Raw genomic sequence first — 13,604 nt, 5'->3', positions numbered from 1 at the left:
TAGTCAGTAGTCAGTGAGGACTAGGCTGTAACCCACTACTCCCTACTCCCTACTCCCTACTCCCTACTCCCCACTCCCTACTCACTACTCCCTACTCACTACTCCCCTATCCCGCCTCAATCTCCGACTGCAACGCGTCCATATGCGTTGCCGCGGCCGCACTCGCCGCGCGCTCGATGGCGCGAAAACGGCTGACCACGGCCAGGCCGACCGTCGTCAGTTGCGCGCCGCCGCCCTTGCGGCCGCCGGTCTGCGCCGCCACCAGCGGCTTGCCGAACACCCGGTTCATGTCCTCGACCAGGTCCCAGGCGTGCTTGTAGGACATCGCCATGCCGCGCGCGGCGGCCGAGATCGAACCGAAGGTGGCGATGTGCTCCAGAAGCTCGATCTTGCCAGGACCGATCCGTCCGTCCGGATCGAGATTTATCCGCAAGCTCAGCGACGGCATTTTTGCTCCTCCGCGACCGCTTCAGCTTCCGCGACCGTTATTCCAAAACAATATAGCGCCAATCACCGCCGCTGTCAGCCATCGACGTCGAACGGCAGACCGGCGCCGGTATTTCCCCGATCGAAGCTCACGGTCTTGACCACCGCGAAAACCTTGCCGCCGAGCCGCAGCTTCAGCGCCTGCCGCGACTGTTCCGTGATGCGGGCGAGCACCGTTGCCCCATTGCAGTCGATGCCGATTTCGACCGTCGGCCCCTCGCCGGGACTGATCGCGACGATCGTGCCGGGCAGGATGTTGAGGGCACTGAGGCCCGTCGGTTTCTCCGCGGCGATCATCACGTCGCGAGCGCGAATGCGGATACGCACGGGAGCCCCGGCCTTCATCCCAAGACGCGGCACGCGGATCTCGCCGGCGGCCGAGCCGAGCACGGTCATCCCAAAAGCCTCCTCGTGACGCAGCACCTTCGTGTCCAGCACGGCGCCGCCCTCGCCGCGCTCTTCCACCGGCAACAGGTCGAGCCTTTGCATGACAGCGTCGGTCGGGCCGCTAGCCGTGACCTTGCCCCGCGCCAGCATCACCACGTCGCTCGCCAGCCGCGCCACCTCGGCGACCGAATGGCTGACATAGACGATCGGGATCTTCGTTTCGTCGCGCAGCCGCTCGATATAGGGCAGGATCTCGGCCTTGCGCGCTTCGTCGAGCGAGGCCAGCGGCTCGTCCATGAGCAGCAGTCTGGGGCTGGCCAGCAGCGCCCTGCCGATCGCCACGCGCTGCTTCTCGCCGCCCGAGAGTTTTGCCGGTCGTCGCCCAAGCAGCGGGCCGATGCCCAGCAATTCTACAACGGCGTCCATGTCCGCATAGCGTTCCGCCGCCGGCGTGAACCAGCGGCCGTAGCACAGATTGCTCATCACGCTCATATGCGGAAACAGGCGCGCATCCTGGAACACCATGCCGATGCGGCGTTTGTGCCTTGGCACGAAAATGCCGGCACCCGCGTCGACCAGCACGCGGCCATCGACCTCGATGCGCCCCTTGTCCGGCCGGATCAGCCCGGCAATCATGTTGATCAGCGTCGTCTTGCCGGAACCGGACGGCCCGAACAGCGCCGTCAGCCGTCCGGCGCTCTCGAAGCGGGCATCGATGGCGAAATCGCCAAGCCGGTGGCCGATGTCGACAAGGACGCTCATTCGATGTCCATCCGCCGCCCGACCCGCCGCGCCAGCACTTCCGATGCGACCAATGCCGCCATCGAGATGACGATCGAAATCAGCGTCAGTCGCAGCGCCCCTTCGTCGCCGCCCGGCACCTGGGTAAAAGTGTAGATCGCCGACGGCAGCGTCTGCGTCTCGCCAGGAATGTTGGAGACGAAAGTGATCGTCGCGCCGAACTCGCCCATCGCCTTGGCGAAGGACAGGATGGCGCCGGCGATCAGCCCGGGCAGGATCAGCGGCAGCGTGATGGTGCCGAACACCCACAGCGGGTTGGCGCCGAGCGTTCCCGCCGCCGCCTCCATCTTGCGATCCACCGCCTCGATCGACAGCCGGATCGCCCGCACCATCAGGGGAAAGCCCATGACACCGCAGGCAAGGGCGGCACCCGTCCAGCGAAACGAGAAGACGATGCCGAAATGTTCGGCGAGGAAGGCCCCGGCCGGGCCGCGTTTGCCGAACGTCAAAAGCAAGAGATAACCGGTCACCACGGGCGGCAGGATCAGCGGCAGGTGCACCACCCCGTTGAGCAGCGTCTTGCCCCAGAATTGCCCCCGTGCAAGCAGCAGCGCGATCGCTATGCCCGGCGGCAGGCTGGCGAGCATCGCCACCGTCGCCACCTTGATGGACAGCCGGACCGCATTCCATTCGTCGGGAGTGAGGTCCAGCAGCCAGCTCATAGTGCGGTATCGGGCCTTTTCGAACTCAGTTGCTCGCCGACTCAGTTGCTGGGCGTGAGCACGGTAAAACCCTGTTCTCTAAAGAGCGCGCCAGCCTTGGCGGACTGCAGGCACTTCAGGAAGGCCAGCGTATCCTTGTCCTTCGAATCGGCGGTCTGGGCAACCGGATAGATGATCGGCGGATGTGAATCCTCGGGGAAGGTGCCGACCACCTTGACGCCCTTTTCGGCGTGCGCGTCGGTGGCATAGACGATGCCGAGGGCGGCCTCACCAGTTGAAACCAGCTTCAGCGCCGCACGGACATTCTCGGCCTGCGCCACCTTGCCCTCGACCGAGGACCAGACGCCGAGCGATTCAAGCGCCGCCTTGCCGTATTTGCCGGCCGGCACGGCCTTGAAGTCGCCCATGGCAAGCTTGCCGTCGCCGACCAGCTTGGCGAGGTCAAAGCCTTTCTCGATCTTGGTTTCGACCGTCGAATCCTTCGGCGCCACCAGCACGATCTCGTTGCCCAGCAGCTTCACTTCCGTGTCGGGCTTGGTCAGCTTCCTGTCGGAGAGATATTTCATCCAATCGAGATCGGCGGAGATGAAGACGTCGGCCGGCGCCCCACCCTCGATCTGCTTGGCCAATGCCGAACTCGCGGCATAGGAAAGGGTCGCGGCATCGCCGACATCGGCTTCGCAGGCCTTGTTCACCGCGTCGAGCGCATCCTTGAGACTGGCCGCCGCGAACACCACGACCTTGTCTTCCGCGTGCGCTGCCGGCATTGCCGCCATCAATGCCGCCGCAAAGCCGATCGCTCTCAACTCGAAACCTTTGCGTGTCATCGAAAACTCTCCCTGGGTTCAAATTCCGGTTGGCTCGAAGCCTGGAGACCGATATATCCGCATGGATATAACAAGGGAAGGCCCGGCCGGCTGAAACTCGATCCGGCGCTGCATGATTGTTCTGATAAGACCGCCGCCGCGAAAGGAACTGCAATGAAGATCAGCGCCCGCAACGTGCTCGAGGGAACGATCACCGAAATCGTCAAGGGAGCCACCACCTCGCATGTCCGCATCGACATCGGCGGCGGCATCATCGTCACCGCCTCGATCACCAATGAAGCTGTCGCCGACCTCAAGCTCGAAAAGGGCAAGCAGGCCTACGCCGTGGTCAAGGCCTCGGACGTGATGGTCGGCATCGACTGAAAAGCCGCGGCTCAGACCGCGATGGGCGCCTTGATCGACGCGTCGGCGACGTAGTTTTCCAGCCGGAAATCCTCGAAGCGGAAGGCGAAAAGGTCCTTCACCTCAGGATTGATCCACATCATCGGCAGGGTCCTCGGCGTGCGCCGCAACTGTTCGCGCGCCTGCTCGAAATGGTTCGAGTAGAGATGCGCGTCGCCAAGTGTGTGGACGAAATCGCCCGGCTTCAGCCCAGTCACCTGCGCCACCATCAGCGTCAGCAGCGCGTAGGACGCGATGTTGAACGGCACGCCGAGGAAGATGTCGGCGGAGCGCTGGTAGAGCTGGCAGGAAAGCCGGCCCTCGGACACGTAGAACTGGAAAAGGCAGTGGCAAGGCGGCAGCGCCATGGCTTCCACCTCGGCGGGATTCCAGGCCGAGACGATCAGCCGCCGCGATTGAGGATTGCGGCGGATCTCCTTGAGAAGATTGGCGATCTGGTCGATCGAGCCGCCATGGCCGTCTGGCCAGGATCGCCACTGCCTGCCGTAGACCGGGCCGAGATCGCCATTCTCGTCGGCCCATTCATCCCAGATTGAAACGCCGTGGTCGGTCAGGTACTTGATGTTGGTGTCGCCGGCCATGAACCAGAGGAGTTCATGGATGATCGACTTCAGATGCAGCTTCTTGGTGGTGGTGACCGGAAAGCCGCGCGCCAGATCGAAGCGCATCTGGTAGCCGAAGACGGAGCGCGTGCCGGTGCCGGTGCGGTCGCCGCGATCGGCGCCGTTGTCCAGCACATGCTGCAGGAGGTCGAGATACTGGCGCATCGGTTCCGGGCTCGATTCGGGAATTCGTCGATCATAGCGCATACAGGCGCCGACGCCACGCTTGTCTGAGATCGTCCCCATTCAGCAGGGAACGAAGCCTGCCAAGAATCCTCACCGGCGAACCGGAAGCGCGGAAATCGCCAACCGGCCGCCAGGATGAAGTAACCAAAGGTCTCAGAGAGAGCCGAGCTTGCCCAGGTCCTTGGCCACCAGATAGTAGAAGGTCACGCGATTCTTGGTGTTGTCGGCGTGCATCGCCTTGCAGGTCTTCTCGATCGCGGCGTCGGCTTTCGCCCCGTCGCTGACGCCGAGCTTCTTGGCCACCCAGCTCTCCTTGACCCGCGCCAATTCCTTCGGATCCGTGCAGGACACCAGCGAGGAATCGCGGTTCCTCAGCGCAATGCCCAGGTGCTTGACGATTTTTTCGACCGCATCGGCGCTTGCCGCGGCGTCATATTTCTTCACATCCGCAAGATAGTCGGCCATCAGAATTCCCCTCGTCGGCGCCACGGATCCGATCGATGAGGGCTGTGGCGCGCTTCGCAACTTGTGCGCTAGGTCGGTAACTCCTCACCGCCCGCAAAGCTTCGGTTGAGACCGCGCCCAAGTCAACCCTTCGCGTCGCGATTTGACACAGGGACAAAGCACCATTGCGGCCTTTCATTTCCGCGCAAGCCCCCCTATATTCGTTTTGTCGGCTTGACCGACTATGGCGATAAATGGGCGATGAAATAAGCCGTTCGGACCCGGGGGCGGTACCCGGCGCCTCCACCAAAAGCCGCTGTTGAGGACAGAGCGGTTTTTGCTGGGGGCGAAATAGGATCGACGAAGGTGTAAAGATCGTACTTTTGCCCGGCATTGTACCACCGTCATCGGGCTAAACTTATAGTTGCCAACGACAACTATGCGGAAGCACGTCTCGCTGCTTAATGCAGTGCGATAGCTTCAAATCAAGCCCTAGGGGTTCGCACTTCTAGGCGGGGTTCGGAGGTACCTGGCAACAGAAACCTCCACTTCTCCCTTTCATTTTTGCGTGACGCACGACAGCTCCTGCCGTCAGGACTTCGCACCGGCTGCGGGCTGCGAAGCCGCTGCGTCGCGTGCCCTTTCTCCATGGACAAAATGCAAAACGATTCCGATCGATTCTTAGTGCTGACCGGCGGCCCCGGCTCCGGCAAGACCACCTTGATCGAAGCCTTGCGGCAGGCGGGCTTTGCGACATCCGCCGAGGCCGGGCGCGGCATCATTCGCGACCAATCCACCATTGGTGGAACCGCCCTGCCCTGGAGCGATCGCGCATTGTTCGCCGAACTGATGCTGTCGTGGGAAATGCGCTCGTACCGTGCGGCCCGCGAGCTGGCCGGTCCGGTCTTCTTTGATCGCGGCGTGCCGGACACGATCGGCTATCTCAGGCTCTGCGGCCTGCCGGTGCCGGATCACCTCACCAGTGCCGCCACGGAATTCCGCTATGCGCGTCGCGTCTTCGTCGCCCCGCCCTGGCCGGAGATCTTCACCCAGGACGAAGAACGCAAGCAAACCCTCGACGAGGCCGAGCGCACTTGCCAGTCCGTGGCCGGCGTCTATGCCGAACTCGGCTACGAACTGGTGACCTTGCCGCCTGCGCCAGTCGAGGAGCGTGTACGCTTCCTCCTCGACGCTGCTGGATTGCCGCTGACATCGCGGACATGAAGAGGTCGGACGGGTCCGGCCTTTCCTGTGCGTTGTTGGACCAGGCGATACCCTGTAAACTGAAACGACACCCCCTGGAGATCGAAAACATGGCGCTCAAGCGGATGGACAATGTAGGAATCGTCGTCGAAGACCTCGGAGGGGCGATCGATTTCTTTCGCGAACTCGGCCTCGAGCTCGAAGGGCGGGCCACGGTCGAAGGAGAATGGGCCGGACGTGTCACCGGACTGGGCGACCAGCATGTCGAGATTGCCATGATGCGCACGCCGGACGGCCACAGCCGGCTGGAGCTCTCCCGCTTCCTCGCGCCGCCTGTCGTCGCGGATCACCGGACCGCCCCGGTCAACGCCCTGGGCTATCTCCGCGTCATGTTCACCGTGGACGACATCGACGACACGCTTGAAAGGCTCCGCACGCGTGGCGCGCAACTCGTAGGCGAAGTGGTCGAGTACAAGGACGTGTATCGGCTCTGCTACATCCGTGGGCCTGAAGGGCTTCTCATCGGCCTCGCCCAGGAACTCAGCTGAGCGTCAGCAGCCAGAGCGCGGTCGTCAACCCGGGGGCAAACGCCGGCTTCGACACAAAGAGGGCCGGGATCGACCCGGCCTCTCCTGGTTCATTGAGGATTTCTATTCCGCCGGCGCTTCGACCGCTTCGCGCGAACGGCCAAGAGTGACCTTCGCCAGTGCGAACGAGATCACCGCGCAGAGCGTGATGCCGGCGACCATGGGCAGCGGCGTGCCGTCGAAGAACGCACCGGCGACGCCCATGGCGAGCGCGCCGATGGCGAAGTGCAGCGTGCCCATCAGCGCCGACGCCGTGCCGGCGATCTCGCCATGCTCTTCCATGGCCAGCACCGATGTGGTCGGGATGACCAAGCCGAGGAAGCCGTAGCCGACGAACAGCAGGGCCGCCATCACGTCAAGCCGATCGACGCCCGTCACCATGATCGCGAACAGCACAACCATCGTCGTCGCGTAGCCGGTCACCGCTACCCACACCACGCGCTTCAGTCCGAACCGTCCGGAAAGCAGGCCCGTCAACTGCGACATGCCGATGAAGGCAACCGCGTTGATCGAGAAGAAGACGCTGTAGACCGAAGGCGACAGCCCGTAATGGTCGATCAGGATGAAGGACGAGCTCGACAGATAGACGAAGAAGCTCGCAATGCCGAAGCCGGCTATCGCCACCAGGCCGAGGAAATTACGGTCGCCCATCAGGAAGCGGTAGCCGGCAAGGGCGGTACCGAAGGAGGACCCGACGCGTTCTTCCGCCGGCCGCGTCTCCTTGAGGGAAGTCGCGAGCAGGATGGTGGCAAGCACCGCCGCGCCGGTCACGGTCCAGAACACGGCGCGCCAGCCGAAATTCTCGATGATCTGGCTGCCGGTCAGCGGCGCCAGGATCGGCGACACCGAAAACACCAGCATCAGCAGCGACATCAGCTTGGCGGCCTCGTTGCCGGTGTGCAGGTCGCGCACGATGGCGCGCGGAATGGCCATTCCGGCGCTGGCGCCAAGCCCCTGCAGGAAGCGGAAGGCGATCAGCCACTCGATGGTCGGCGCCATTGCCGAGCCGATGCCGCCGGCCATGAACAGCGCCAGGCCGCCATAGAGCGGCAGCTTGCGGCCTACCATGTCTGAGATCGGCCCGACGACGATCTGGCCGAAGCCCATCGACAGGAAGAAGATCAAAAGGCTCATCTGCACGGCGGCGGTGCCGGCATGCAGATCGGTGCCGATCGACGGCAAAGCGGGCAGATACATGTCGATGGCGAACGGGCCGATGGCGGACAACAGGCCGAGCACGACCGCGATGCGGAGGAATTTGGGGCTCATGATATTGGCTTCTTTCGAATCTGGTTGCCGCCGCCAGGCGACGTCTGACCCTAGGACGTTCCATCCCGTGGGTTTCCTACTCCTGGAGCAAATTTATTCGTCTCCGGAGCGAAATCCTCTTATATGGTGTCCACAAATTTAGACAGTCTTGTCTAAATCGTCAATCACCTCTATATAGATTTTCATGAGACCGGGCGTTTCTCCTGACACTTTCCCGCCACGCGGCCACGAGGCCAAGCGCCTGTCGATCGTCGACGCCGCTGCCGGCGTGTTCTGCCGCGAAGGCTTCTCCGGCGCCAATATAGACTTGATCGCGGTTGAGGCCGGCGTGTCGCGCCAGACGGTTTACAATCACCATGGCGACAAGGAAAAGCTGTTCATCGCGGTCGTGCGCGACCTGACCGAGCGCTGCAACGCCGGCATTTTCGCCACCATCGCCACCTTTCCCGATCAGCCTGGGGATCTCGAGGCCGACCTGATCGGTTTTGCCGTGCGCCTGAATCAGAACTGCATCTGCAACCGCGACGGAAAATTCCTGCGCAAGCTGATCCAGACCGAGGGCGAGCGCTATCCCGAGCTCTTTGCCGAATGGCGCGAACAGGGACCCGGCAGGACATGGCCGGCGATCGCCGCCCGCTTCGCCCGCCTCGCCTATGGCGGCTATCTCGCGATCGACGATCCCGACGTCGCGGCGCGCCAGTTCCTCGGCCTCGTCAATGCCGAATTGCAGACCACCTTCATGCTTGGCGGCACGCCAGGCGAGGACGAGGTGGTGCAATCGGCGACAAACGGTGTGCGCACCTTCCTGCGCGCTTTCGGCAAGCGCCCTTCCCCGACCAGCCTCAAAAGACACGCTGCGCTGGCTAACGCATAACATTTGGCGTTGCCGCCAAGCCGCCTTGCCGATCAAATCGTTTGCAATAGTCCTCGCTTCGGCGCGGCGGCGGTCTATATCAGGTTTACGCCGCGCCCAAGCTTGATTACAGCTATGCGGACGATTCAACGGAACCCGACCACCTCATGGCCGACGACCATATCCGCTACGACATTCTGGCCCAGGAGGCGTTGCGCGGCGTCATGCGCAAGGTCCTGGCAGAGGTCGCGCGCACCGGCCTCCCCGGCAACCATCATTTCTTCATCACCTTCCTGACCGGCGCGCCGGGCGTGCGCGTCTCGTCGCGGCTGCGCGAGCGCTATCCCGAGCAGATGACCATCGTCATCCAGTTCCAGTATTGGGACCTGAAGGTGACCGACACCGGTTTCGAGGTCGGTCTCTCCTTCTCCGACGTGCCGGAAAAACTGGAAATCCCGTTCTCGGCCGTGCGCGGCTTCTACGACCCCTCCGTCAATTTCGAGCTCGAATTCGACGTCAAGACCGATGCGCAGCCCGACGAGGAACCGGCAGCACCGGCGCCTGAGCCGCTGACCATCGTCTCAGAGAAGAAGCCGAAGGCCGAGAAGAAGGCCGCCGCCGAGGCGGAGAAGAAGGCAACTGCCGCGGATGCCGGCACCAAGGGCGCCGAAGTGGTCTCGCTCGACGCCTTCCGCAAGAAATAGGCTCGCGGTCCGTGGCCGACATCGTCAATCTCCGCCAGGCTCGCAAGCAGAGGGCGCGGGACGACAAGGCACAAACCGCTAGCCGGAATCGCGCCTTGCACGGTCGCACCAAGGCCGAAAAGGAACGCGACCGCCTGATCGCCGACAAGAGCGAAAGGTTTGTCGCGGGCCATCGTCGCGAAAAGCCCGCCCAGCCTGACGATCGATGAGCGCCGTCGAAAAACGCTCGGTGACCATTCGCGGCCATCGCACCAGCTATTCCCTCGAAAAGCCTTTCTATGACGATCTCGTCGCCATCGCGGCGACCAGGAAGCTGACGCTCGCCGCCCTTGTCGCCGAAATCGACGAGACCCGGCCCCGTGACACCAACCTGTCCTCGGCGCTAAGGCTGCATGTCCTGGAGTGGGCGAAGCGCTCGACGAGCGCCTGAACTTAGGCACCCTCGACCGGATCCGCCTTTTTCCCGCGCCCGAAGCCGAGCAAGGTGGAGCGCTCACGCTCCTCGGCCTGCTTGCGCGAGCGCACGCGCATCAGATCCTTCCAGCCGACATAGCCGACCAACCTTCCATCCTCACGCGCCACGACCGGCAGATGCGAGACATTGGCGGTCAGCAGCTTGTCCGACAAGCCTTCCAGATATTCGTCGGGATGGGCCAGCGTCACCTTGCTTCCGGCCAGCAGCTCGCCGAGCGTCGTCGTCCGATGCTTGCCGGCACGGCGCCAGCGCAGGATCGCCGGCGGATCGATGAGGCCAAGCACCTGCCTGTTTTCATCGACCACGGGAAAACTCGGATGCCGGGTTTCCGGCGCGGTCAGGAAGGCGGCCGCACCATGCAGCGTCATCGTTGCCGGCACGCTCTCGACCTGCGCCGTCATCACCTCGCGCACCCTGGTCAGCGCGAAGGGGTCGACGCGATATTCGCGAACCAGATGGTGCCCCCGCCTGGCGATCTTCTCGGTCAGGATCGAACGCTTCATCAGCAGCACGGTGACCGCGTGCGCCGCGGCACAAGCCGCGATCAGCGGCACCAGCACATGCGTGTTGCCGGTCAGCTCGACCGCGAAGAACGTGGCTGTCAGCGGCGCGCGCATCGTGCCGCCCATGGTGGCGGCCATCGCCAGCAGTGCCCAGAAGCCCGGGTCCGCCGCCGGCAGGATGCCGGCAAGCACCGCCCCCATCGCGCCACCCATGATCAACAGCGGCGCCAGCACGCCGCCCGAAGTTCCCGAGCCGAGCGCAACCGACCAGATGATGGCCTTGACCACCAGCAGCAGCAGCGCCGCGGTGGCGATCGTGCGGCCGTCCAGCATGTCGGCGATGTTGTCATAGCCGACGCCGAGCGCTCGTGGGTCGATCAAGCCGCCTATGCCGACCACCAGACCGCCGAGCATCGGCCACCACATCCAGTGGATCGGCAGCTTCTGGAAGCCGTCCTCGCAGGCATAGACCATCTGCGTCAGCAGCCCGGACAACAGGCCGGCGCAGATGCCGACCAGCACCCAGCCGCCAAGGCCGACGAAGGAAACCGCCATGTTGCCCGCGAACGGAAAGATCGGCCCTGGCATGTGCAGCATGGTGCGCTCCACCTCGGCCACGATGGCCGCAACCGCGACGGGGATGAAGCTGCGTGGCGTCCATTCGAACAGCAGCAATTCGACCGCCAGCATGATGGCAGCGATCGGCGTGCCGAACACGGTGGTCATGCCGGCCGCCGCTCCCGCCACCAGCAATGTCTTGCGCTCGTTGTCCGAGACCGGCAGCATCTGCGCGATCAACGAGCCGATGGCGCCGCCGGTCATGATGATCGGGCCCTCGGCGCCGAACGGCCCGCCGGAGCCGATCGAGATCGCCGACGACAGCGGTTTCAGGATCGCCACCTTGGCGTCGAGCTTGGAGCGCCCAAGCAGGATCGCCTCGATGGCCTCGGGAATGCCGTGGCCGCGGATCTTCTCGCTGCCGTAGCGCGCCATCAGGCCGATGATGAGCGCGCCGATGACCGGAACGATGACGGCGGCAAGCCCGAGCGGCGTATCATGCAGCTTCAGCTCGGCAAGCGAGAACTGGCCGAAATAGGCGATGTTGGTGGCGAGCCGGATCAGCTTCAGAAGCGCGATGCCGGCAAACAGCCCGGCGGTCGCCACCACCACCGCTATCGCGGCGACGAGCAGCACTCGGGCATCTGTGGTGAAGTCCCGAAGATGATCGGGATTGGAGTTATGGGTCTTCATGGTGGCTTTGCTTCCTGGCGGCGGCCGTGTCTGGGTTCTGCGGCACGGTCGAAGTGGCCAGCCGGTTGTCGGCCGGGTATGTATCGTAACACGATATATCTGTTCAAGCGGCTTTCGCTTGAAATTTCGTTTGAGCTTTCACCGGAAAACGAAGACATCTCCGACATGACGCAGCCCAAGACACCACGCCCCGCCATCAGGCAATCCGACTACCAGCGGTTGTCCGAGTTCCGCTACCTCATCCGCCGCTTCCTCGAATTCAGCCAGGTGCAGGCCGAGGACGCCGGCCTGACCCCGCGCCAGCACCAGGCGCTGCTGGCGATCAAGGGATATCCCGGCGGCGGGCCGGTGACGGTCGGCGACCTGGCGGAACGCCTGCGCATCCGTCACCACAGCGCCGTCGAACTGGTCAACCGTCTCGGCGAGGCAGGACTGGTCGCACGCGACCAGGACAAGGACGACCACCGCCGCGTGCTGCTGCGGCTGACCGAACGCGCCGACGATTGCCTGGCCGAACTGTCGGCCGCGCATCTCGACGAGCTCTCGCGCATCGAACCCATGCTGCGGCGCCTGCTCGACCGGAGCCAGGACTGACGTCCAGCATCCGTGCGGGCCGATAGCGAACTATTTTTTCCGGAATCCGAATCCTCTGGGCTGGCCGCGGCGTCTTGTACAGGCGACAGCCAAGGGAGCCAATGCGATGAAACGCCATTTGATACGCTACAAGACGAAGCCGGACCGGGCCGACGAGAACGAGCGCCTGGTCAAGGCAGTGTTCGAGGAACTGCGCGGCAAATCGCCGGAAGGCGTTCGCTACATGACCTGGCGCTCCGCCGATGGCACTTTCGTCCATCTCGTCGAGACCGAAACCGACGGGCATGCCGACCTCATCACAGGGCTTGCCGCCTTCCAGGCTTTTCAGAGTGGCATCAGGGATCGCTGCGTCGACCCTCCGCATCGTGACGTGATGACAGTGGTGGGCCATTATCGGATGCTGGACGAGTAGCCTGAATAGAACCATGTCAAGAACGGCCGGTGCATGAACAATCCAGGCGAGATCCCAGAGCCTTTCGACCGCTTGTTCGGCGAATTGCGCCCCAAACTGCATCGCTACTGCGCCCGGATGACCGGCTCGGTCGTCGATGGCGAGGACGTCGTGCAGGAGGCGCTGGCCAAGGCATTCGAGGCCTTGGCCGGCACCGTCCCGATCGCCAATCCCGAAGGCTGGCTGTTTCGCATCGCCCACAATGCGGCGCTCGACTTTTTGCGCCGCCGCGCCCGTGAGAAGACTTTCTCCGAGGAGGAGCCGGACATGATCGCCGACCCGGCAAATTCCATCGCCGACCGGCAGGCCGCGGCAGCCGGATTGCACAGTTTCATGCGCCTTCCCGTCGCGCAGCGAAGCAGCGTCATCATGATGGATGTGCTGGGCTATTCGCTGCGGGAAATCAGCAACATGCTCGACGTCAGTGTCCCCGCGATCAAGGCAGCGCTGCATCGTGGCCGTGGCCGGTTGCGTGAGCTCGCCGACGAACAGGACGATCGTCCTGTTCCCAGGCTGAGTGCATCGGAGCGCCTGTTGCTCGACGCCTATGTCGATCGCTTCAACGCCCGCGATTTCGATGCCGTGCGAGACATGCTGGCCGACGAAGTGCGGCTGGAACTGGTGGCCAGGGCAAGGCTCAACGGCCGCAAGGAGGTGGCCACCTATTTCGGCAATTATTCCCGGGTGCGGGACTGGCATTTCCAGTCCGGTTTTGTCGAGGACCGTCCGGCAATCCTCGTGCGCGATCCCAACGACCCTGCGGCAGCACCTGCATACTTCATCCTGCTGGGTTGGCAGGGCGGCAAGCTTGCCGCCATCCGCGATTTCCGCCACGCCAGATACGTGGCCGACGGCGCCGAAGCATTCGTTCTTGAGACGATTGCCTGGCGGGCGGGCAACCGGAAAGCCTAGCCCTG

At 63.6% G+C, this 13,604-nt stretch carries 18 protein-coding genes and 1 other RNA gene; 11 read left to right on the top strand and 8 right to left on the bottom strand.

The window, feature by feature from the left end; all coding sequences use genetic code 11:
* Window positions 1-106: 106 nt before the first annotated feature.
* From LB571_RS12750 to modA, 4 genes are all read right to left on the bottom strand, one after another.
* The gene (locus tag LB571_RS12750; RefSeq protein WP_140615713.1) at window positions 107-448 is read right to left on the bottom strand and encodes a winged helix-turn-helix domain-containing protein; all 342 of its coding nucleotides are present in this window, start codon (window positions 446-448) and stop codon (window positions 107-109) included.
* 74 nt (window positions 449-522) lie between these two features.
* Window positions 523-1,635 (bottom strand): molybdenum ABC transporter ATP-binding protein, encoded by a 1,113-nt coding sequence (gene modC, locus LB571_RS12745; RefSeq protein WP_224594862.1) that lies wholly within the window; start codon window positions 1,633-1,635, stop codon window positions 523-525.
* Window positions 1,632-2,336 (bottom strand): molybdate ABC transporter permease subunit, encoded by a 705-nt coding sequence (modB, locus tag LB571_RS12740; protein ID WP_023782669.1) that lies wholly within the window; start codon window positions 2,334-2,336, stop codon window positions 1,632-1,634. Before modB ends, modC begins: the two co-directional genes overlap by 4 nt.
* Before the next feature lie 41 nt (window positions 2,337-2,377).
* Window positions 2,378-3,163 (bottom strand): molybdate ABC transporter substrate-binding protein, encoded by a 786-nt coding sequence (gene modA / locus LB571_RS12735; protein WP_224594859.1) that lies wholly within the window; start codon window positions 3,161-3,163, stop codon window positions 2,378-2,380.
* A gap of 153 nt (window positions 3,164-3,316) precedes the next feature.
* Here modA and LB571_RS12730 point away from each other — a divergent pair, with 153 nt between their 5' ends.
* A complete protein-coding gene (locus LB571_RS12730; RefSeq protein ID WP_140714650.1) occupies window positions 3,317-3,526 on the top strand; it encodes a molybdopterin-binding protein in 210 nt (69 codons plus the stop codon).
* A gap of 11 nt (window positions 3,527-3,537) precedes the next feature.
* Here LB571_RS12730 and LB571_RS12725 read toward each other — a convergent pair whose 3' ends face one another.
* Together LB571_RS12725 and LB571_RS12720 are read right to left on the bottom strand one after the other, a co-directional pair.
* A complete protein-coding gene (locus tag LB571_RS12725; protein WP_224595209.1) occupies window positions 3,538-4,332 on the bottom strand; it encodes a thymidylate synthase in 795 nt (264 codons plus the stop codon).
* A 174-nt stretch (window positions 4,333-4,506) separates the two neighbouring features.
* Window positions 4,507-4,818, bottom strand: coding sequence for a DUF2853 family protein (locus tag LB571_RS12720; protein ID WP_015317265.1), 312 nt, complete (start codon window positions 4,816-4,818; stop codon window positions 4,507-4,509).
* A 168-nt stretch (window positions 4,819-4,986) separates the two neighbouring features.
* Here LB571_RS12720 and ssrA point away from each other — a divergent pair.
* The 3 genes from ssrA (at window position 4,987) to LB571_RS12705 (ending at window position 6,548) form a co-directional block, all read left to right on the top strand.
* Window positions 4,987-5,347, top strand: a transfer-messenger RNA (tmRNA) gene (gene ssrA, locus LB571_RS12715).
* A 107-nt stretch (window positions 5,348-5,454) separates the two neighbouring features.
* Window positions 5,455-6,021: an AAA family ATPase gene (locus LB571_RS12710; RefSeq protein WP_224594857.1), complete on the top strand. Its 567-nt coding sequence runs from the start codon at window positions 5,455-5,457 to the stop codon at window positions 6,019-6,021.
* 89 nt (window positions 6,022-6,110) lie between these two features.
* Complete coding sequence (locus LB571_RS12705) at window positions 6,111-6,548, top strand: VOC family protein (RefSeq protein WP_140615705.1); 438 nt, start codon at window positions 6,111-6,113, stop codon at window positions 6,546-6,548.
* A 102-nt stretch (window positions 6,549-6,650) separates the two neighbouring features.
* On the opposite strand, the gene LB571_RS12700 is transcribed toward LB571_RS12705, so the two are convergent.
* Complete coding sequence (locus LB571_RS12700; RefSeq protein WP_140789261.1) at window positions 6,651-7,856, bottom strand: multidrug effflux MFS transporter; 1,206 nt, start codon at window positions 7,854-7,856, stop codon at window positions 6,651-6,653.
* Window positions 7,857-8,040: 184 nt separating this feature from the next.
* Between LB571_RS12700 and LB571_RS12695 the strand changes: the two genes are divergently transcribed.
* The 4 genes from LB571_RS12695 (at window position 8,041) to LB571_RS12680 (ending at window position 9,843) form a co-directional block, all read left to right on the top strand.
* Window positions 8,041-8,730, top strand: a complete 690-nt coding sequence (locus LB571_RS12695; protein ID WP_140615703.1) for a TetR/AcrR family transcriptional regulator — start codon at window positions 8,041-8,043, stop codon at window positions 8,728-8,730.
* 146 nt (window positions 8,731-8,876) lie between these two features.
* Window positions 8,877-9,413, top strand: a complete 537-nt coding sequence (locus LB571_RS12690; RefSeq protein WP_023782673.1) for an SspB family protein — start codon at window positions 8,877-8,879, stop codon at window positions 9,411-9,413.
* A gap of 11 nt (window positions 9,414-9,424) precedes the next feature.
* Window positions 9,425-9,622: a DUF4169 family protein gene (locus LB571_RS12685; protein WP_224594854.1), complete on the top strand. Its 198-nt coding sequence runs from the start codon at window positions 9,425-9,427 to the stop codon at window positions 9,620-9,622.
* A complete protein-coding gene (locus LB571_RS12680) occupies window positions 9,619-9,843 on the top strand; it encodes a ribbon-helix-helix domain-containing protein (RefSeq protein WP_224594851.1) in 225 nt (74 codons plus the stop codon). The genes LB571_RS12685 and LB571_RS12680 overlap by 4 nt, the downstream gene beginning before the upstream one ends.
* A 2-nt stretch (window positions 9,844-9,845) precedes the next feature.
* Here LB571_RS12680 and LB571_RS12675 read toward each other — a convergent pair whose 3' ends face one another.
* Window positions 9,846-11,642, bottom strand: a complete 1,797-nt coding sequence (locus LB571_RS12675) for a chloride channel protein (protein ID WP_224594848.1) — start codon at window positions 11,640-11,642, stop codon at window positions 9,846-9,848.
* Window positions 11,643-11,807: 165 nt separating this feature from the next.
* Between LB571_RS12675 and LB571_RS12670 the strand changes: the two genes are divergently transcribed.
* The 3 genes from LB571_RS12670 to LB571_RS12660 all read left to right on the top strand — a co-directional run bounded on the left by LB571_RS12670 (window position 11,808) and on the right by LB571_RS12660 (window position 13,599).
* Entirely contained in the window at window positions 11,808-12,236 is a 429-nt protein-coding gene (locus LB571_RS12670; RefSeq protein WP_181166287.1) for a MarR family winged helix-turn-helix transcriptional regulator, read from the top strand.
* Window positions 12,237-12,342: 106 nt separating this feature from the next.
* On the top strand, window positions 12,343-12,648 hold the full coding sequence (locus LB571_RS12665; protein ID WP_140714638.1) for a hypothetical protein: 306 nt from the start codon (window positions 12,343-12,345) through the stop codon (window positions 12,646-12,648).
* A 33-nt stretch (window positions 12,649-12,681) separates the two neighbouring features.
* On the top strand, window positions 12,682-13,599 hold the full coding sequence (locus LB571_RS12660; protein WP_224594847.1) for a sigma-70 family RNA polymerase sigma factor: 918 nt from the start codon (window positions 12,682-12,684) through the stop codon (window positions 13,597-13,599).
* The last annotated feature ends 5 nt before the right edge of the window (window positions 13,600-13,604 follow it).

The organism is Mesorhizobium sp. BR1-1-4, from assembly GCF_020165375.1.
Lineage (GTDB): Bacteria > Pseudomonadota > Alphaproteobacteria > Rhizobiales > Rhizobiaceae > Mesorhizobium > Mesorhizobium australicum.
Note: the sequence above shows the minus strand (reverse complement) of the source record. Positions and strands in the feature narration are given on the sequence as shown.